The organism is Algoriphagus sp. NBT04N3, from assembly GCF_019443765.1.
In the GTDB taxonomy this organism is placed as follows: Bacteria; Bacteroidota; Bacteroidia; order Cytophagales; family Cyclobacteriaceae; genus Algoriphagus; species Algoriphagus ornithinivorans.
Genome location: NZ_CP048415.1, coordinates 2,329,763 through 2,348,394, shown reverse-complemented (window position 1 = coordinate 2,348,394; position 18,632 = coordinate 2,329,763). Strand labels below are relative to the sequence as shown.

17 protein-coding genes are annotated in these 18,632 nt (G+C 40.0%); 8 read left to right on the top strand and 9 right to left on the bottom strand.

The features are described from left to right. Genes GYM62_RS10115 through GYM62_RS10105 form a run of 3 tightly spaced genes read right to left on the bottom strand, consistent with a single transcriptional unit; the run spans position 1 to position 1,973 of the window. Positions 1 to 819 carry a DUF3822 family protein gene (locus tag GYM62_RS10115; RefSeq protein WP_219959322.1) on the bottom strand — a complete coding sequence of 273 codons (819 nt, stop codon included), beginning with the start codon at positions 817 to 819 and terminating at the stop codon, positions 1 to 3. 13 nt (positions 820 to 832) lie between these two features. Beyond that, positions 833 to 1,414, bottom strand: a complete 582-nt coding sequence (locus GYM62_RS10110; protein WP_219959321.1) for a hypothetical protein — start codon at positions 1,412 to 1,414, stop codon at positions 833 to 835. 49 nt (positions 1,415 to 1,463) lie between these two features. Further along, the gene (locus tag GYM62_RS10105) at positions 1,464 to 1,973 is read right to left on the bottom strand and encodes an NUDIX domain-containing protein (protein ID WP_091655197.1); all 510 of its coding nucleotides are present in this window, start codon (positions 1,971 to 1,973) and stop codon (positions 1,464 to 1,466) included. A gap of 14 nt (positions 1,974 to 1,987) precedes the next feature. Here GYM62_RS10105 and GYM62_RS10100 point away from each other — a divergent pair, with 14 nt between their 5' ends. The 5 genes from GYM62_RS10100 (at position 1,988) to GYM62_RS10080 (ending at position 7,156) form a co-directional block, all read left to right on the top strand. Then, a complete protein-coding gene (locus GYM62_RS10100; protein ID WP_219959320.1) occupies positions 1,988 to 3,427 on the top strand; it encodes an ATP-dependent RecD-like DNA helicase in 1,440 nt (479 codons plus the stop codon). Positions 3,428 to 3,552: 125 nt separating this feature from the next. Then, positions 3,553 to 3,948, top strand: coding sequence for a DUF1573 domain-containing protein (locus tag GYM62_RS10095; RefSeq protein ID WP_091655199.1), 396 nt, complete (start codon positions 3,553 to 3,555; stop codon positions 3,946 to 3,948). A 72-nt stretch (positions 3,949 to 4,020) separates the two neighbouring features. Next, positions 4,021 to 4,770, top strand: coding sequence for a TerC family protein (locus GYM62_RS10090; RefSeq protein ID WP_219959319.1), 750 nt, complete (start codon positions 4,021 to 4,023; stop codon positions 4,768 to 4,770). A 46-nt stretch (positions 4,771 to 4,816) separates the two neighbouring features. Next, positions 4,817 to 6,562 (top strand): ABC transporter ATP-binding protein, encoded by a 1,746-nt coding sequence (locus GYM62_RS10085; RefSeq protein ID WP_219959318.1) that lies wholly within the window; start codon positions 4,817 to 4,819, stop codon positions 6,560 to 6,562. 81 nt (positions 6,563 to 6,643) lie between these two features. Further along, positions 6,644 to 7,156, top strand: a complete 513-nt coding sequence (locus GYM62_RS10080) for a UpxY family transcription antiterminator (protein WP_219959317.1) — start codon at positions 6,644 to 6,646, stop codon at positions 7,154 to 7,156. 26 nt (positions 7,157 to 7,182) lie between these two features. On the opposite strand, the gene GYM62_RS10075 is transcribed toward GYM62_RS10080, so the two are convergent. The 5 genes from GYM62_RS10075 to ligA form a co-directional block, all read right to left on the bottom strand. Beyond that, positions 7,183 to 7,887 carry a hypothetical protein gene (locus GYM62_RS10075; protein ID WP_219959316.1) on the bottom strand — a complete coding sequence of 235 codons (705 nt, stop codon included), beginning with the start codon at positions 7,885 to 7,887 and terminating at the stop codon, positions 7,183 to 7,185. A gap of 125 nt (positions 7,888 to 8,012) precedes the next feature. Next, the gene (gene xseB, locus GYM62_RS10070; protein ID WP_219959315.1) at positions 8,013 to 8,201 is read right to left on the bottom strand and encodes an exodeoxyribonuclease VII small subunit; all 189 of its coding nucleotides are present in this window, start codon (positions 8,199 to 8,201) and stop codon (positions 8,013 to 8,015) included. After that, complete coding sequence (gene xseA, locus GYM62_RS10065) at positions 8,198 to 9,511, bottom strand: exodeoxyribonuclease VII large subunit (protein ID WP_219959314.1); 1,314 nt, start codon at positions 9,509 to 9,511, stop codon at positions 8,198 to 8,200. The genes xseB and xseA overlap by 4 nt, the downstream gene beginning before the upstream one ends. Positions 9,512 to 9,513: 2 nt before the next feature. Continuing rightward, positions 9,514 to 10,377 (bottom strand): 4-hydroxy-tetrahydrodipicolinate synthase, encoded by an 864-nt coding sequence (gene dapA, locus GYM62_RS10060; RefSeq protein ID WP_219959313.1) that lies wholly within the window; start codon positions 10,375 to 10,377, stop codon positions 9,514 to 9,516. Positions 10,378 to 10,449: 72 nt separating this feature from the next. Beyond that, entirely contained in the window at positions 10,450 to 12,903 is a 2,454-nt protein-coding gene (gene ligA / locus GYM62_RS10055; protein ID WP_219959312.1) for an NAD-dependent DNA ligase LigA, read from the bottom strand. Between the two features lie 141 nt (positions 12,904 to 13,044). On the opposite strand from ligA, the gene GYM62_RS10050 reads away from it, so the two are divergent. Further along, positions 13,045 to 13,677 carry a TetR/AcrR family transcriptional regulator gene (locus tag GYM62_RS10050; protein WP_219959311.1) on the top strand — a complete coding sequence of 211 codons (633 nt, stop codon included), beginning with the start codon at positions 13,045 to 13,047 and terminating at the stop codon, positions 13,675 to 13,677. Between the two features lie 66 nt (positions 13,678 to 13,743). Beyond that, entirely contained in the window at positions 13,744 to 15,801 is a 2,058-nt protein-coding gene (gene metG / locus GYM62_RS10045; RefSeq protein WP_219959310.1) for a methionine--tRNA ligase, read from the top strand. Between the two features lie 196 nt (positions 15,802 to 15,997). On the opposite strand, the gene GYM62_RS10040 is transcribed toward metG, so the two are convergent. Next, complete coding sequence (locus tag GYM62_RS10040; RefSeq protein ID WP_144605363.1) at positions 15,998 to 16,900, bottom strand: YitT family protein; 903 nt, start codon at positions 16,898 to 16,900, stop codon at positions 15,998 to 16,000. A gap of 303 nt (positions 16,901 to 17,203) precedes the next feature. Here GYM62_RS10040 and GYM62_RS10035 point away from each other — a divergent pair, with 303 nt between their 5' ends. Further along, entirely contained in the window at positions 17,204 to 18,631 is a 1,428-nt protein-coding gene (locus tag GYM62_RS10035) for a circularly permuted type 2 ATP-grasp protein (RefSeq protein WP_219959309.1), read from the top strand. Position 18,632 lies beyond the last annotated feature (1 nt).

Genomic DNA, 18,632 nt, shown 5'->3' with positions numbered 1-18,632 from the left:
TTAAAGGTATTGCCAAGAGACCTCAAATAGCCCCAGATCTTTTAAATGTTTGAATCCATGGGAATAATTTTGGTTTGCATGAGGAACCAGAATTCTGAAGTTTTGAAAATATTGTTTCCCCCAGTTTTCGGTGATTTCGCTTTTTGCAGGGATTCCAAAAACACTGATTCTCACATGATTTCTGTCGTAATGCAGTTGCTCTATCAGGATTAGAACATATTTTAAAATATCCTCCTTAGACTGAATCTCAAACAAGTTGAATGTACTAAGCTCCTGATCAGTAAATGCCGCCACATACATTTGCTTCCCAAATACATTGACGATTATTTCCTGCCCGATCAGGTTGAATCTTTCCTTGAAAAGGTAAGAAAGGAATGAACAGGATCCATGATAGAAACTGAGATCTGAAAATCTGGCTTCCAGATGCTTCTTCATTTTTTCATCTACATAGGAAAGCACTTGCAAATTATTGCTATCCAATGGAGTGTTGAAGTAAAAGGCGTTATCCGGAACTTCCTTGGAAAAACTTAAGAATTGAGCTTCATTTCCTGAGGAGTATAATACTCCGGGAACCAAGCTGAATCCTGGGTGGTGAATGAATAATCTGGCCGGCACATCCAATCGTAGCAATGGATCAGTTAGGATTAATTGATCCAAGCTTTTAATGTCCAACTTTGGGTAATAGTGAATTCCCGTGTTGGATTGATTTTGATCTTTTGCGAAGATGACCAAAAAGTCGGGATACAAAAAAAGTGATAAACTTGCTGTATCCTCTACATCAAACTTATCACTTTTGAATACTTTGAGAGTATTTTCCAAAATTAGGAGGGGATTATTTCCAGTTACCTTCAGTAGAAGCGTCAGTTCTGGATCCTACTCTTAATGCTTTTTCGTTGTTGTTTAATCTTCTCTCAGGATTAATCGGAGCAGGGTCTCTGATTTCAAATACGTTGATTTGATAGTTGTTTCTTTCGATTTTATCTGCAAAGAACTCAAATGTCTTACCACCAGAACCAGGAACAACAGCCAGAGCCTCTAGGTTGAAGTCAGGATATTTTCTTTCGTTGAACAAAGAGTCCATCACATTTACCGAACCTAAGGTATCGAAAGTCACAGTAGTTTCTTCCTTACCGTAATCCAATAATTTGGTAGTTTCAGTTCTTTGTACCAACCAGATTTCACCGTTTTGGATGAAGTTTTTCAAATCATTCCAGTTGTCAGCATACTTACCGTTAGATGCTTGGTAAGCCAACTGTGCATCGCGAAGCATTTGTAGTTTTTCGATGATTGCACTTTCGATAAGAGCGATTCTTTTCTCTTCTTCTACGACATCATCTACGCCTTTATAGAGGAGATAGCCAAGAGCAATTGCTACTGCGAAGAAAACAAAGGATAATACTTTGGTTAAATTCATTTTGTTGAAATTTTAAAATCTGGGTAAGGTTGAAGGTTTTTAAAACGTGCTATTTTAGATAATTATTTTCAAAATTAAAATATCCTTTCCACAATCCTAAGTCCTTTAGGGAATTAATTCCCCAAAAGATTTGATGAACTGACTCTGGAGGCAATGAACGGAGCTCTGAAATGGACATCCATGCAATTTCGGTAATTATTTGGTGATTATCCTCTAATTCTGGGTCTTTTCCCAATTTTACTTGCCCTGAGCCCGATTTTACTTCGAAAAACAGCTCAATTGCGTGTAAAGGTGGGCGTAAAAACTCGTGAACGAAAAGAAAATCCCCGATTTCTACTGTCAAGCCGGTCTCTTCTGCGAATTCGCGCTTCAGATTATTTTTAGCATCGGAACCGTAATTCATACCACCTCCCGGAACTGACCAAAATATTCTGTCGTCTCCCATCAAATGACGAATCATTAAGATTTTTTCATCCTGAATAAAAATCCCATTTACTCTAGTTCGAAGTTGATTGCCAAATTTTGATGTGATTTCCTTACCGATTTTGTCTTGCTTCATGTACTTTCGTCAATATGGGTAAAGATAGTCAAGCTGCTTGGAAGGCCTCAGAATTGATCCGGAAAAATTTCCCCTTTGATCCCACTTCCGGTCAGTCTTCTTTTTTCCAAAAAATGGATGCCTTTCTTTCCTTGGAACCAGGGGAAAAGCCTTGTTTTGTTTTGAGAGGATATGCCGGAACCGGAAAAACTTCGGTGATTTCTGCTTTGGTTCAAAGCCTTCCCAAACTAAAAATGAGATCTCTTTTATTGGCACCTACCGGAAGAGCTGCCAAAGTAATGAGTAATTATAGTGGAAAGGCTGCCTATACCATTCATAAGATTATCTATAAGCCAAAAGGTGAAATGGGGGCTCTATCCAATGGCTTTGTTCTACAAAAAAATTATTACAAAGACACTGTATTTATTGTAGATGAATCTTCTATGCTGGCAGATGATGGCGGAATGTCGGGAAATTTGCTGGGAGATTTGATTCGCTTTGTTTTTAGTGAAGAAAGTAACCGATTGATATTGGTGGGAGATACAGCCCAACTTCCTCCTGTGGGCTCAGAATACAGTCCTGCATTGGATTCTAATTACCTCACTCGCTATTTCCGATTGCAAACAGATCAGATTGAATTGACCGAGGTTATGCGCCAAAGGTTGGAGTCAGGTATACTATTTAATGCCACCCAATTGAGAGATCAGGTTTTGAAAGAAAAGCCTGCTGTTCAGATCATGACTTCTCAATTCCGTGATATTTTCAAGATGACTGGGGAAAAATTGGAGGATGGATTACGCTATGCTTATGACAAGTACGGGACTGAAAACACAGTAATCGTCACTCGGTCCAACAAGAATGCAGTTCAATACAATTTGTACATACGAAAGGTCATTCACTTTTTTGAAGATGAGATCAGCTCAGGTGATTTACTAATGATCGTGAAAAACAATTACACCTATATGGCTGATTCGGATAGGGTCAACTTTTTAGCAAATGGGGATATGGCGGAAATCATGAAGATCCGCTCCTTTGAGGAGCTTTATGGCTTACGCTTTGCGACTTTGGAATTACGTCTTCTGGATTATCCAGAAGAACCACACTTTGAGGCAAAAGTCATTTTAGACACGCTTTATTCACCCAGCCCCTCATTGACAAGGGAGCAATATAAAAGTTTGTATGAGCAGGTTTCTGAGGACTATGCAGATATAGCAAATAAAACTGAGCGGATGGAGATGATCCGAAAAGATCCCTATTTGAATGCATTACAAGTTAAGTTCGCCTATGCTTTGACTTGCCATAAAGCGCAAGGAGGGCAATGGAAGGCAGTTTTTGTAGATCAAGGCTATTTGCCTGATGATACTGTGGATAAAGACTTCATCCGATGGTTATATACTGCAGTCACTAGATCCTCTGAGGAATTGTATTTAGTGAATTTTTCCCAAGGCTTCTTTGTTAAGAATTCAGGTATTTAGAAAACTTAACATTCCCTTTCCATGAATTTTGGCAAGGTATTTTCGGATATTTGATGAAAGCTTTAGAAATTTAGCCTCAAAGAGTAATTAGAATTAAAAATTTGAACTCAACAATTAACATAATCATGAAAAAATTAGGATTGATCTTGACCCTCTTTGCAATGGTTTTTGCTTTCCAGGCGAATGCTCAAAGCGAATCTGGAGCAGTAATTACCTTCAAAGAAAAATCAGTGGATTTCGGTGATATTACCCAAGGTGACAAGGTTTCCCATACTTTCGAACTGACGAATACCGGTACTACTCCATTGATTATTTCCAATGTAGCGGCTACTTGTGGCTGTACGGTTCCTTCTTGGCCTAAAGATCCGATTGCTCCAGGTGCGAAAGCAAAAATCGAAGTATCCTTCAACTCAGCTGGAAAAATGGGTAAGCAAAACTCAGTAGTGAGAATTTATTCAAATGCTTCTGAGCCAATCGAAAAAGTATCTTTGATTTCTAACGTTTTGCCTAAAACGAAGTAATAAACTTAGTAAAGCATGGAAAGCCTGTCTTAACTTTAGACAGGCTTTTTTGTGCCCAAAAATTACCCCACTATGGAAATATTCATGCAGTCCGAAACCTGGATCGCACTTCTCACTCTGACATTTCTGGAAATAGTATTAGGTGTAGACAACATCATATTTATTTCCATTGTATCCAATAAGCTACCGGAAGCTCAGCAGCCCAAAGCAAGAAATTTAGGATTGACTCTGGCTTTGGTTTTTAGGATAGGCCTATTATTAGGGATTTCTTATATAATACGATTCACCCAGCCACTATTGACGGTTTTTGAATATGATTTCAGTGGAAGGGATTTGATATTACTTTTAGGAGGTTTATTCCTTCTTTTTAAATCTACTATGGAAATTCACCATAAAATGGAAGGGGATCCTCAGGAAATAAAAGCTAATACTGGGAAGAGCTTTGGTTCAGTCATCGCTCAAATAGTATTCTTGGATATCATCTTTTCATTTGACAGTATTTTGACTGCGGTTGGCTTAGTGGATCATGTGATCATCATGATTATTGCGGTTGTAATCTCTTTGGGAATAATGATGGCATTTGCCGGGAAAATCAGTCGCTTTATCAACCAACACCCAACTTTACAAATTCTTGCATTATCCTTTCTGATATTGATTGGCTTTATGCTGTTCTTGGAAGGCTTTCACCAAGAAGTTCCAAAAGGATACATCTATTTCGCAGTATTCTTTTCTTTGAGTGTGGAGTTGTTGAATATTCGAGTAAGAAAGAAATCAACTGATCCAGTAGAGTTAAAACCAAGATTAAAAGAAGAAGAAAATTGATTTGGAACCCCGGAAGTGATTTCGGGGTTTTCTTTTTTTTACACCCATGCAACAGAAATCAGAAAGAAAAGTAACCATTGGTCAGGTTTTTACCACCATCATCTGGCCCCGTAGAAAACACCTGTTTTTAGGTCTTTTTCTCATCATCATTAGTAGGCTATCAGGCTTGGTCCTTCCCGGTGCCAGTAAATATTTGGTGGATGATGTCATTCCTTCCAATGATTTGAACTTGCTCAAATGGCTGATTATTGCGGTGGTAGTTGCCATTGTAATTCAATCGGTGACATCTTATGCCTTGACTCAGATTTTATCTGTGGAGGCACAAAACCTCATTGCGAAGCTCCGGTCTAAAGTTCAAAGTCATATCATCAAATTGCCCATTCGCTTTTTTGACAATGCAAAGACCGGAGAACTTGTATCTAGAATCATGTCTGATGTGGAAGGTGTAAGAAATCTTGTGGGAACCGGTTTTGCTCAAATGATAGGAGGAGTGATTACCTCAGTCATTTCGCTGGTTTTATTAATAAGCATTAGTCCCTTGATGACTTTGTATGTCTTGGTTCCGGTAGCAATATTCGGTTTGGTTTCCTTAAAAGCATTTGGACGGATCAGACCGATTTTTAGAGAAAGAGGCAAAATTAATGCTCAGGTTACAGGCAGGCTTACCGAAACCCTGGGAGGAATTCGAGTGATCAAAGGCTTCAATGCTGAAGCTCAGGAAATAAAAACTTTCCAACAGGGTGTAGATGAGTTGTTCCAAAACGTGAAAGCGAGTTTGACAGCAACTTCTTTTGTGACCTCAGCAGGCACCTTACTTTTGGGACTGGCTTCTGCTGGCATTATGGGTATCGGAGGTTGGATGATCATGGAAGGGGACATCACGTTCGGAGATTTTCTGGCTTTCACGCTCTATCTAGGTTTCATGATAGCACCTATTGTACAAATGTCAAATATAGGTTCCCAACTTACTGAGGCCTTCGCAGGCCTTGATAGGACAGAGGAAATCATGAATACTCCTTTGGAATCTGATGATAAAGAAAGAACCATTGAACTTGAAAGCATTCAAGGGGATATTCGTTTTGAAGACGTTTCCTTTGCCTATGAATCAGGAAAAGATGTAATCAAGAATATCAATTTCCACGCACCGGCTGGAACAGTAACAGCATTGGTTGGTTCTTCTGGTTCGGGCAAAACCACTATAGCAGGTCTTGCGGCCACATTTTTAAATCCGGATTCTGGAAATATATACTTAGATAATCAAGACTTGCAAAAAGTAAGTTTGGAGTCCTTCCGGTCCAAATTAGGGGTTGTATTACAGGATGATTTTCTTTTTGAAGGAACCATTCGGGAAAACATTCTTTTCCCGAGACCTGATGCTACCGAAGAGCAATTACAGCAAGCGGTTCATGCCGCCTATGTACAGGAATTTTCGGATCGTTTCGAAGATGGGTTGGATACCTTGATAGGGGAGCGGGGTGTGAAGCTTTCAGGTGGGCAGAGGCAAAGAATAGCCATTGCCAGAGCAATATTGGCAGATCCTAAAATTTTGATTTTGGATGAGGCAACTTCAAATCTGGATACCGAGTCAGAAACCTTAATTCAAGCTTCTTTGAAAGAACTAATGAAGGGGAGAACTACCTTTGTAATCGCACATAGATTAAGCACTATTCGACAAGCTGATCAAATATTGGTGATAGAGCATGGGGAAATAGCAGAGAGAGGAAAGCATGAAGACCTGATCAGCAAAGAGGGACGCTATTATCAATTGTATACCTATCAGGCAAGAATCTAAATTTGGACTTGAAAACTCAGGTTTATTCATGGGGAGAAGATAGGATTTTGTAGATTTGAAGTCCCAAAACAAATTTTAGAGATGAGTGATTTGAAATGGTATGTGATGTATACGGCTTCACGTTCCGAAAAAAAGGTGGCCACAAGATTAAGAGAAAAGGGTTGGGAAGTTTATTTGCCTCTGGTCACTGAGTTAAGACAATGGTCTGACAGAAAAAAGAAAGTAGAAAAAGCCCTATTCAACGGTTATGTTTTCGTAAAAACCCAGAGAAACCAACTTTGGGAATGTCTTCAAGTACCGGGAGCAGTGAAGTTTGTTCATTTTTCCGGGCAGCATGCCACAGTGAGGGAAGAGGACCTGGATATTATCAAAAGAGTTGTAGAAACCGGTGTTGCTGTCGAGACAGATGGTTCGGAAATTGAACCGGGAGAAAAAGTTCAAGTGATTGGAGGAGCACTACAAAATATGATAGGGGAGTGCGTGGAGAAAGGAAATAAAGATTATTTCATGATTAGGATTCCGGGAATTTATCAGAATATGCTTATATCTATCCCAAGGAAATTTTTGCAAGTCATTCCAGAAAAAGTTCAATGAAAAAAGGCCGGTTTAACCGGCCTTTTTTAGTCTTTATTTTTTGGTAAAATATAGCGTCTAAATACGATTTGAGCCTGAAATAGATGGTCCGCAAACCGATTGAATCCGACATTGCCATCTATGTTATCCGTAAATGTCAAAAGCATAGTGCCTTCTCCGGCTATATCGGAATAAGGACCAACCCTATAACTTAACCCTGCTCTTACGGGCACGTACGCCGTGGTCAAGCTTTCATTGGTAGGTCGCTCGTCTGGGCTGTAAGATTTTGTTTGTTTGGTTGATACAGCCATTACACCTATTCCAGCCCCTCCGTAGATATTAAACCTGCTCCTATGCATATGATTGCTAAAAGGGATTAGGTTAATACTTGGCATGACATCCAGATAGAAGGTTGAACCTTTAGCCGTAAAAGCAGCTTCATTTTGTCTCCAAATTTCCTGAATTGTCAAATTGGCATTGCCGCTACTGGCAATTGATTGGTATCCCACCGTATACCGAAGGTCAAAAACCTGAGATAGCTTTTTGGTCCAGGCTACTGAAAGAGAAGGCAAAATCTCAAAGCCTATGGTCCGGTAAGGTCCTCCATTATCAATATAAGAAAACGATGGACCAGCGCCCACAGTCAAGATATTGTTTCTGGAAATCCTTTCTTTATAAAAGTTCTGGCTGTAAGAATTTGAAGATATCACCAAAAATAAAAGTGCCAGAAATAGTTGAAATACTTTTTTCATCACGTCTCAAAGAGCTTAAAGCTCAATTAATTCTTTTGCAAATTTGGCAACAAAAATGCCAAGTACCTGAAAGATGGCTTATTAAAAACTCGAATATCTGAAAATTATTGTTCCAGATGCCAAAATCAGGCTTCTTCAAAAGCCTTTTGAATCTCCTCCTCGGTAGTTTTTAGCTTCTTTTTACAAAAGCTGACCAATTCTGTCGCCTCTTTCACCAATTCGGAAAGTTCATCTACACTCTTTTTGCCTTCTTCTAATTGTGCCAATATGAGCTCTATGCGCTCCAATGCCTGCTGATAATTTAAATCCTTCATAGTTCTTTGATATCAGTGATTGTACTTTTAATCTTTTTTTGATTGCTTACTGTAAGAATCTCCTGTCCTTTTTCAAGATCCTTTACCAAATGAATAGGAACCCCATCCAACTCTGTTCGAGTGTAACCTCTTTCAAAAATTGCTTTGGGATCTAAGCTTTTCAAGCTTTTCACAAGATGTTCTAATTTTTGACCATTAGACAAGATTTGCTGGGAGGCTGCCTTTTTTAAAGCCTGATGGAGTTGCTCCAGACGAAATGACTGTGTATTGAGATTTGTAGACAAATTCGCTTTGATCCTGTCTTTTTTGGCATTTAGCCTTTCTTTCTCCAAGGTCAGCCTATTCTGAACTGCAGTTTTTAATCTTAAATTCTGTTGATGTAGTAGATTGTCAGCGAGCTTGATGTTTTGTCTGGTTAGCCTGTCCAATCTTGTCAGGGCTATTCCTAAATTTTCCTCAAAAATTCTGAATCCTGAAAGTAGAAATTCAGCCACTGCTGTTGGAGTTTTTAATTTGGTATGGGCAACCAAATCTGCAACTGTTTCATCCCTTTCATGTCCTATGCCGGTAAAGACAGGCAAAGAAGAGTTGGCTATTTTGGCCGCTAGCCTATAGTCATCAAAGCAATCTAAATCCAACTGTGCACCCCCACCTCTGATGATAATTATAGCTTCCAATCCTAACCTTTCTTTCAATTCCTCGACTTTATCCAAAGCATTAATTAAGCTGGAAACAGCCTCGTTCCCTTGCATCATAGAAGGTATCAGCGTATGGTAAATTTTATATCGCTGTGGGTTATGTTCTAATTGATTGATAAAATCACCATATCCAGCAGCAGTGGGGCTACTGATAATGCCTATTTTTTGAATGACTTGTGGAAAAGTCCGGGAAGCATTTAGCCTGAGTAGATCTTCTTTGGTTAGACGATCGATTGTTTCCTGACGGATTCTAGCTCTTTCACCCAAGGAGAAAGAAGCATCAATGTCTTTCACATTCAGGCTTAATCCATAAACAGGGTGAAAGGTGATCTGGATTTGAGCCAAGACTTTCATCCCATTTTTGATTCCTGTTCCGGTCAAACTTTCAAAACGGGAAGCTATGCTACGGTAAGTAAACTGCCAGCAATTGCAACGGATTTTAGCCAAGACTTGATTCCCCTGTTTTTCTGCCAATTCAAAATACGCATGTCCTTGAGGAGCCTGTCTGAAATCAGCGATTTCACCGATCACCCAATAGGTAGGTTCCAACTGATTTTCCAATGTGGATTTGATCAGCTCTCCCAGCTCCTGTATGGATAGCGCTTGCTGCATCTTTATTTGAATTTTTGGGCAGCCGCCTTGATCAATTGATTCAATTCCATACTAGCTCTTAGCATTGGCAGACGAACTTGATCATCACAAATTCCCAGATGGCATAGCAGGTTTTTGATTCCCACAGGATTTCCTTCTTTATACATCAGGTCATTAATTTCTAAAAGTGAAAAAGCCGCTTCTTTACTTTCAGAGTCCGTTCCGTGACATAATTTATGAAAGGTTTCAGGAAGGGCATTCGCCAAAACTGAAATGACTCCAACTCCTCCTATACCATACAGAGCTTTGGTCATTAGGTCATCTCCGGAGATAAGTAAGAAATCCTGAGGCTTACCAGCTGCAATGCGCATGCACTGCTCCAAATTCCCGCTAGCTTCTTTAATTCCTATGATATTTGGATGATTTGCTAAGCTAAGTGTGGTTTCTGCACTCAAATTGGACATGGTTCTTCCCGGTACATTATAAAGAATAACCGGAACAGGGCATTCATCAGCGATAGCTCGATAATGTGCAATGATGCCTGCCTGACTTGGCTTATTATAGTAGGGGCTTACTGATAAAATAGCATCGATTCCAGTAAAATCTGTATTTGCGATTTCATCCAAAACTGCCTGCGTGTTATTCCCTCCAATTCCATAAACTACAGGAACTCTTTCAGCATTATATTTTAGACAAGCTGCCAACACTTGTTTTTTCTCTGTTGTATTCAAAGTGGCAACTTCCCCCGTAGTTCCTAATGCTACCAGGTAATCAACTCCACCTTTGATAGTGTGATCAATGAGTTTTTCCAATCCATTGTAATCAATGGTATAATCATCATTAAAAGGAGTGGCCAGTGCCACACCCGTACCGTAAAATTGGTTCATTGCTTTTCGAATTTGGAGGTGCAAAGATAATTGCTTCCTCGTGGTTTGGTTCTACCTTAAATAAAATAGGAATTATTCCTGAATCATTGAAAGAAACTCTTCCTCTGAAATCAATGGAATACCTAATTTTTGGGCTTTATCCTTTTTGCTCGGCCCCATTCCTTCACCTTCTATAATAAAATCCAGATTTTTGGAAACGGAAGAAATGTATTGCCCTCCGTGGGCTTGAACGAAATCAACAATCTCATCCCGCTTAAAGTTTACCAATTTGCCTGAAGCTAATATCTTCTTTCCGGCTAGGGATTGACTTGCAGGCTCTTGATCCGCATGTTCTACCTCGAATTTGAGACCTAAATCTCTCAACTGCTGAAGTATTCTCTGATGTTCAGGATTAGCAAAAAACTCTTGGATACTTTGAACCAAAGTGCTTCCCACGCCATTAATCTCCAATAATTCCTCCTCAGTCGCTTCTTGCAACTTGTCCAAGGTTTTGAAGTGTCTAGCCAAAAGCTGGGCTGTATTTTCTCCAATATTTCGAATTCCGATGGCAAACAAAACTTTTTCAAAAGGTTGGTTTTTGGAGGCCTTGATACCCTCCAGCATATTGGAAATAACTCCTTCCTGAAAGGTGTTGGCCTTCAATTTTTTGATTCGCTCCCGAAGTTCATCCGGTAATTCCAAATTCAATCGTAGAATGATTCCATGGACAGTTCCTTCTTTTTTGCTGGCTTCCAGGATTCTCTCAAATTCCACTCTTCTTCCCAGAAATATTTCCAACACAACTGCTACCGGAACATAATCTTCCAGCTTGGGAAGTTCTCGATGATCCTTCAGGGAGTTGATCAGATAATCCACCATGCCCGTGTTGGATGGAACCTTCTTCTTCCATTTTCTGATTTGTTCCTGAAATCCTCTCAGGGTTTCGTTCAAAGGTAGTTCCGCAGCACTTTCTAGGTATTCCTGAATTTGCTTAAAGGAAATTTGTTCGGTCAAAGCAAAAAGTGCTTTTTCCAATTTGATATAAAGCAGCCCACTTCCTTCTTTTTCATATTGGTCTTGACTCATTTCCAAACCCAAGAGCTCACGTTCTTTGGTTTCCAGAAGGTAAATATCACTATAGTTGGAGATGAACTTTTGGTCAATTAATGCTCGAATTCTTTCTGTTCCCAATGAATCAATATCCATGGCTCTTTTAGAAACAAAGTGCTCAATTCTTCCCAAAACCTGAGGAGGGCAGGATTCAGCATTGGGACAAAAGTGCTTTGCTTCACCTTCTTTTCTCTCCAATGCAGTTCCACATTCAGGGCAGGTTTGGATGTATTGAATAGGCTGGGTGCCAGCTTTCCTTTTTTGAAGATTAACCGCTGTTATTTTAGGGATAATTTCACCGCCTTTTTCAACGGCTACTATATCACCCTCATGTATTCCTAATCTTTCGATTTCGTTGGCATTGTGGAGGGAAGCACGTTTTACAGTGGTTCCGGCTAGGCTAACCGGAGCTAAATTGGCAACAGGTGTGATAGCTCCTGTTCTCCCGACTTGATAAGTAATAGACAGCAGTTCGGTCTCTGCACTTTCCGCTTTGTATTTGTAAGCAATCGCCCAACGAGGAATTTTAGCAGTAAACCCTAATTCTTCCCTTTGCTCATAATTATTGATTTTGAGAACTACACCATCAGTATCCAAGGGTAAGGTATGGCGCTTTTCTCTCCAGGTTTCAATGTATTTTAAAACCTCTTCCACATTAGAGGCTTTTGTGTAGGTCTGTGAGACATTAAAGCCCCATTTTTCAATTAGATGAATAGCTTCTGCATGGGTTTCAACCCCAATATTTTCTCCCAAAAGCTGATAAAAATAGCAATTCAACCTCCTTTTGGCGACGACAGAGGAGTCCTGCATTTTCAATGTTCCCGAAGCTGCATTTCTAGGATTAGCCAGCAGCGCGTCTCCCTTTTCCGTCCTTTCTGCATTGATTTTTTCAAATTCTTTCAATGGCAAAAAGATCTCTCCTCGGACTTCAAACTTTTCAGGAATATTTTCTCCTGATACTGAAAGTGGGATGTTTCGGATGGTTCTCACATTGGCTGTGACATCATCTCCTTTGGTACCGTCTCCACGTGTCACTGCCCGGATTAATTTGCCATTTTCATAGACTAAACTGATGGCCACTCCGTCGAATTTCATTTCGCAGAAATATTCGTAATCCGAATGCCCCAATCCTTTTTGTACGCGTTCGTCAAAGGCTTTAAGCTCTTCGATCGTATAGGTATTGCCCAAAGAAAGCATGCGGTATTCATGCGCGACAGTTTGAAATTCCTTGGTAATCGTACCACCAACTCGCTGACTTGGACTATCTGGATCCAACAAATCCGGATATTCGGTTTCAAGCCGAATTAATTCTTCCAGCAACTGATCAAACTCATAATCAGATATTTCAATTCTGCTCTCTTGATAGTACAAGTGATTATGATAATTGATTTGTTGGCTGAGTTCTGCGATCCTTTTGGCAGCTTCTTGGTGGTTCATGGATTGAAAAGAATTTTGGGTGGGTAAAAATACCCCTTTGCATTTGGCTTCACAAGGAGATTATCCTTCAAAATATGCAACTAAAAATAAAGATAGCTGTTGGATACCTTTGTATATATATTTGTTTCTAAATCTGTTCCTATGAGCAAAAAGACAAGTGTAGAAAGTAAAATTTTGGAAAAGGCTTATCAGCTTTTTTTGGAAAAGGGATATCGTCATACAACTATGGATGATATAGCTCAGGAATTGACGATGAGCAAAAAAACGCTATACAAGTATTTTCCTGGCAAACTGGAATTGCTTTCCGCATCCTTTGATAAGCTTAAAACTAAAATGACAGCGAAAGTGGAGGCTATTTTGGATAATAGATATATCACATTTCCACTAAAGCTGAAGTCTACACTTTCAGTGATTGCTACCCATTTGGCCCCCATCAATCCAGACTTATTTGAAGATTTAAGGGAATATGCCCCTGAGATTTGGGTGGAATTGCAAGAGTATATCAATGAGTCAGCTTTTCTTCGATTTCAAAAGCTGATAGAGCAGGGGAAGGAACAGGGTTTGGTGAAAAACAACCTGAATGTCAGCTTGGTAGTGACTTTGTATGCAGCTGCTGTTCAGTCATTATTGGATCCGAAATTTTTGAGCCAGTTTCCGGAGAATATCCGAAAGGATATGAGTTTGCCACCCTCTGATATTTATGATCAGGCGATCACGATTATCTACAATGGGATTTTGACGGAGGATGCCAGAGATGAATTTACCAATGCATAAAGGCCCCTTTAAGGGTTTTTCCTATCTTTGCGACCTGATTAGAAATTTGTGATCACCCATTCAGACATGTCTAAGAATTTCAAGCGATATACAGTTACCTCAGCTTTACCTTATGCCAATGGGCCCTTGCATATCGGCCATTTAGCGGGATGCTATGTTCCTTCAGATATTTATGTACGCTACCTTCGATCCAAAGGAAAAGATGTAGCCTATATCTGCGGATCTGATGAGCATGGAGTAGCCATTACAATCAAAGCGAAAAAAGAAGGAAAAACTCCCCAGGAAGTAGTGGATCATTATCATGAAATGATGAAAAAAAGCTTTTCCGAATTCGGAATCAGCTTCGATCATTATTCCAGAACTTCCGCCAAAATCCATCATGAAACGGCTCAGGGATTTTTCAAGGATTTGTATGAAAAGGGAGAATTCTTGGAGCAAAGTACTGAGCAGTATTTCGACGAGGAAGCCGGGCAATTCTTGGCCGATCGCTACATAGAGGGTACTTGCCCTAAGTGCGGAAATGAAAGTGCCTATGGAGATCAGTGTGAGCGATGTGGATCTTCTTTAAGCCCTACTGATCTGATTAATCCTAAATCCAAATTGAGTGGGGCAACACCGGTCCTGAAAGAAACCAAGCATTGGTTTTTAGACTTGGCTCGCTATCAGAATTTTTTGAAAAAATGGATTTTAGAGGAGCATGCTCAGGATTGGAAAAACAATGTATTGGGACAATGCAGATCCTGGTTGGAAGCTGGCGATGGCTTGCAGGCAAGGTCCATGACAAGAGATTTAGATTGGGGAATCAAAGTACCCTTGCAAGATGCAGAAGGGAAGGTGCTCTATGTGTGGTTTGATGCACCAATTGGCTATATCTCCTCTACGAAGGAGTGGGCTGCCGAAAAGGGAGTTGACTGGAAGCCTTATTGGAAAGATGAGGAAACCAAGCTAGTTCACTTCATCGGAAAAGACAATATTGTATTCCATTGCATTATTTTTCCTGCTATTTTGAAGACTCACGGAGGCTATATTCTTCCTGAAAATGTTCCGGCCAATGAGTTTTTGAATTTGGAGGGAGATAAGATCTCTACCTCCAGAAATTGGGCAGTGTGGTTGCACGAATATTTGGAGGAATTTCCTGGAAAGCAGGATGTGCTTCGCTATGTTTTGACTGCCAATGCCCCAGAGACGAAAGACAATGATTTTAGCTGGAAGGACTTCCAGGCTAGGAATAATTCAGAGTTGGTAGCCATCTATGGGAATTTTGTTAATAGGGCAGTGGTTCTAACTCATAAATATTATCAAGGAGAGATTCCACAGCGAGGAGAGTTGACAGGCTATGATGAGGAAGTGCTTCAGGCCCTTTCTGAGTTTCCTGAAAAAATTGAGGCTTCCATTGAACGATATCGATTCAGAGAGGCATTAGGAATCATGATGGATTTGGCTCGATTAGGGAATAAGTATCTTGCTGATACCGAGCCTTGGAAAGTCGTGAAAACGGACGAAGTTCGCACAGCCACCATCATGAATATTGCCCTCAATATCGCTGCAAATTTGGCGATCGTTTCCGAGCCATTCTTACCATTTACAGCCCAGAAACTAGTGGAGCTTTTCGGCTTGGAAGCTCCAGACTGGACTCAGGCAGGTAATGGACAGCTTTTGAAAGAAGGCTCAAGCATTGGTCAAATGGGCCTTTTGTTTGAGAAAATTGAAGATGAAGTAGTAGATAAGCAATTGAATAAACTCCAAGAATCCAAAAAGATGAACGAAGCAGCAAACGCACCAGCAGTACCGATGAAAGAGATTATTACTTATGATGATTTCGCAAAATTGGATATGCGTGTAGTGACCGTTTTGGAAGCTGAAAAGATGCCTAAATCCAAGAAATTGATCAAACTGAAAGTAGATACCGGCTTAGGATATAGAACTGTTTTGAGTGGAGTAGCTGAGCATTTTGAACCGGAGTTTTTGGTGGGTAAGCAAGTGACTATGCTGATCAACTTGGCGCCAAGAAAAATGATGGGTATTGATTCCGAGGGAATGATTTTGATGGCTGAAGACAAAGATGGTAAGCTGAAGCTATTGACTCCTCATGAGGGAACGGCGAGCGGTTCGACAATCTCATAATATTGAGATGCTAGAGACTAGAAGCGAGAGATGAGAGTTTAGAATCTAGAGCCTACTAAAAAAAGAAAGCCATCGGATTTAACCAGATGGCTTTCTTTTTAGATATACCTGTCTAATTTCTAACATCTAACTTCTCGCTTCTGTCAACTAGGTATATTTTTTTGATTTCTAGCATCTCGCTTCTCGTCTCTCAAAATCAATGCAGTGGCCTTTTTTTAATCATCCCTCCCTTGGTATCCTTGATCGGATATTGGATTACAAATGCTTTGGGGTCAATTTTGTCGATTTCGGTTAGGACTCTGGTGACTTCCAGTCGGGTTACCACACAGAATAATACATTTCGGTCAGGATTTTTCGCCTTTTCACCGAATCCGCCATCTGCTTTGAAAGCAGTCACTCCTCTACCTAGATCATAGGTGATTTTGGTTTTGATATTTTCATTGTATTCTGATATGATCATCACGCCAATGTATTCTTCCACTCCGTTGATTAAGAAGTCAACTGTTCGGGAAGCTGAAAAATAAGTTAACATTGAATACATGGCCGTTTCCAAGTTGACCATCAATGCTGCTACCAAAAACAAGCACACATTAAAAACAGTGATAAAATCACCTACAGTTAAGCTGGATTTTCTTGATACCTGAATGGCCAATACTTCCGTACCGTCAATGACTGCTCCTCCTCGAATTGCAAAGCCAATTCCACTTCCCAAGAAAAAACCCCCAAAAACAGCTATAAGTAGCTTATCAGCAGTAATCGTGGGTAATTGTATATAATGGACCAACAGTGCTAAGGCAAATATGGCTAGGGTGCTTTTCAGTGCAAATCGAAGGTTGAGTTGCTTGTAGCCTAGATATATAAATGGAATATTGACCAAAATAATGAGGTAGGAGAGGTCCAGAGGTGTCAGGATTTCCAATAGCAAGGAAACCCCCATAGCACCGCCGTCAAAAAATCCATTGGGCAATAAAAATCCTTTTAGCCCAATACTCGCCATAATTACTCCTATTCCAATGAATAAAACGTCCTTAATTTGTCTCCAAGTTGTCACTTGTTGTACCCAATTTTTGTCCGTTACTTTAAGTATACCTTTCGCCATATGCGAAATTAATCTAAAAAGGGGAAACAATTTTATTTTATGGATTAGCAGTTTTTTTCTGATATTATTCAGATAAATGAAATTTTAAGCTGTTCTATTGAAAAAGTCTTAATCATCGCTATGATTTTTGAATTAATGTAAAATTCATTTATCTTATCCGAGGACTCCGTAAATTTTTGAAATGCCCATGAGGAAAAATTTCACACAACTTGTCCCGTCCGCCGCGGCGGATAGGGAGGGGGATGCCCCGATAAATCGGGGTAGGGCATTCCATCTGACTTCTAAAAAACAAATTATAAACAGATGAAAATAGAAGGATATAATGCTGGAGAGCATTATGATGAGATGTTTACACCCCAAGGAGAAATACGCCCTCATTATGAGGAGTTTTTTCAAAGCCTGAAGAAAATTCCCAACAGGAAGATGAATCACCTGCAGTTTTCTGCCAATCAAACTCAGCGGGCAATGGGGATGACCTTTAATGTGTATCACGACAATCAGGGATTGGAGAAGATTCTGCATTTGGATATTGTCCCACGAATTATCCCTAATCAGGAGTGGAAACACTTGGAGGCAGGACTTAAGCAAAGGACATATGCTCTAAATCTTTTTCTTCAGGATATTTACAATGATAGAAAAATACTCAAGGATAAAATCATTCCGGAAGAATTAATATTAGGCAGTAAGGATTACCTCAAGCCTTGTATTGGCTTGACGCCTCCTAAAGGAATTTGGTGCCACATCACGGGGACAGATTTAATCAAAAATAAGGATGGGGAATATTATATTTTGGAGGATAATCTTCGCTGTCCATCAGGGGTATCTTACATGTTGGAAAGCAGGGAAATTATCAAACGGGCTTACCCTAATTTGTTTAATAAAAAGGGAGTGATGCCTGTCTCTGATTATCCTGCTAAGTTGCTTCGGATGCTTCAAAATCTCTGCAATAAGGCCAAACCTGTGGTAGGCGTATTGACTCCTGGTATTTACAATTCTGCTTATTATGAGCATTCCTATCTGGCTCTGCAAATGGGGGTGGAATTGGTCAATGGGGTAGATTTAATCGTGCAGGATAAGAGGGTATTTATGCAAACCACCCAAGGTTTGCAGCAAATAGATGTGCTGTATCGTAGGATTGATGATGTGTTCTTAGATCCTTTGGCTTTTAGACCAGATTCTATGTTAGGGGTGCCCGGGTTATTTGAAGCCTATAAGGCAGGTAATATAGCTTTAGCAAATGCACCGGGAACAGGGGTGGCAGATGATAAGGCGGTGTATGCTTACGTTCCCAAAATCATCAAATATTACTTAGATGAAGATCCCATTCTCAATAATGTTCCCACCTATTTATGTAGAGAGGAAAAGGACCGGAAATATGTTCTTGAGCACATTGGTGAATTGGTAGTAAAAGAAACCAATGCGGCGGGAGGATACGGGATGCTGATAGGGCCTAAAGCCAGTAAGGAGGAACACAATAAATTCCGTGAATTGATCAAAAATAATCCTACTAATTATATAGCTCAGCCCACTTTATCACTATCTACTGTTCCAACACTCACTGAAGAAGGACTGGGAGCAAGACATGTGGATTTACGCCCTTACATTTTGTATGGTAGTGAAATTGAGGTAATTCCCGGAGCTCTGACAAGAGTGGCATTGAGGGAAGGCTCTCTGGTAGTCAATAGCTCTCAAGGAGGAGGAAGTAAGGATACTTGGGTCTTATACAATTAAT

Coding starts and splice junctions, on each gene's coding strand:
- GYM62_RS10035 (WP_219959309.1), top strand. CDS start 17,204: ATGAAAATAGAAGGATATAATGCTGGAGAGCATTATGATGAGATGTTT.
- GYM62_RS10080 (WP_219959317.1), top strand. CDS start 6,644: ATGAGTGATTTGAAATGGTATGTGATGTATACGGCTTCACGTTCCGAA.
- GYM62_RS10075 (WP_219959316.1), bottom strand. CDS start 7,887: ATGAAAAAAGTATTTCAACTATTTCTGGCACTTTTATTTTTGGTGATA.
- GYM62_RS10090 (WP_219959319.1), top strand. CDS start 4,021: ATGGAAATATTCATGCAGTCCGAAACCTGGATCGCACTTCTCACTCTG.
- GYM62_RS10085 (WP_219959318.1), top strand. CDS start 4,817: ATGCAACAGAAATCAGAAAGAAAAGTAACCATTGGTCAGGTTTTTACC.
- GYM62_RS10110 (WP_219959321.1), bottom strand. CDS start 1,414: ATGAATTTAACCAAAGTATTATCCTTTGTTTTCTTCGCAGTAGCAATT.
- xseA (WP_219959314.1), bottom strand. CDS start 9,511: ATGCAGCAAGCGCTATCCATACAGGAGCTGGGAGAGCTGATCAAATCC.
- dapA (WP_219959313.1), bottom strand. CDS start 10,377: ATGAACCAATTTTACGGTACGGGTGTGGCACTGGCCACTCCTTTTAAT.
- GYM62_RS10040 (WP_144605363.1), bottom strand. CDS start 16,900: ATGGCGAAAGGTATACTTAAAGTAACGGACAAAAATTGGGTACAACAA.
- xseB (WP_219959315.1), bottom strand. CDS start 8,201: ATGAAGGATTTAAATTATCAGCAGGCATTGGAGCGCATAGAGCTCATA.
- GYM62_RS10050 (WP_219959311.1), top strand. CDS start 13,045: ATGAGCAAAAAGACAAGTGTAGAAAGTAAAATTTTGGAAAAGGCTTAT.
- GYM62_RS10105 (WP_091655197.1), bottom strand. CDS start 1,973: ATGAAGCAAGACAAAATCGGTAAGGAAATCACATCAAAATTTGGCAAT.
- GYM62_RS10100 (WP_219959320.1), top strand. CDS start 1,988: ATGGGTAAAGATAGTCAAGCTGCTTGGAAGGCCTCAGAATTGATCCGG.
- metG (WP_219959310.1), top strand. CDS start 13,744: ATGTCTAAGAATTTCAAGCGATATACAGTTACCTCAGCTTTACCTTAT.
- ligA (WP_219959312.1), bottom strand. CDS start 12,903: ATGAACCACCAAGAAGCTGCCAAAAGGATCGCAGAACTCAGCCAACAA.
- GYM62_RS10095 (WP_091655199.1), top strand. CDS start 3,553: ATGAAAAAATTAGGATTGATCTTGACCCTCTTTGCAATGGTTTTTGCT.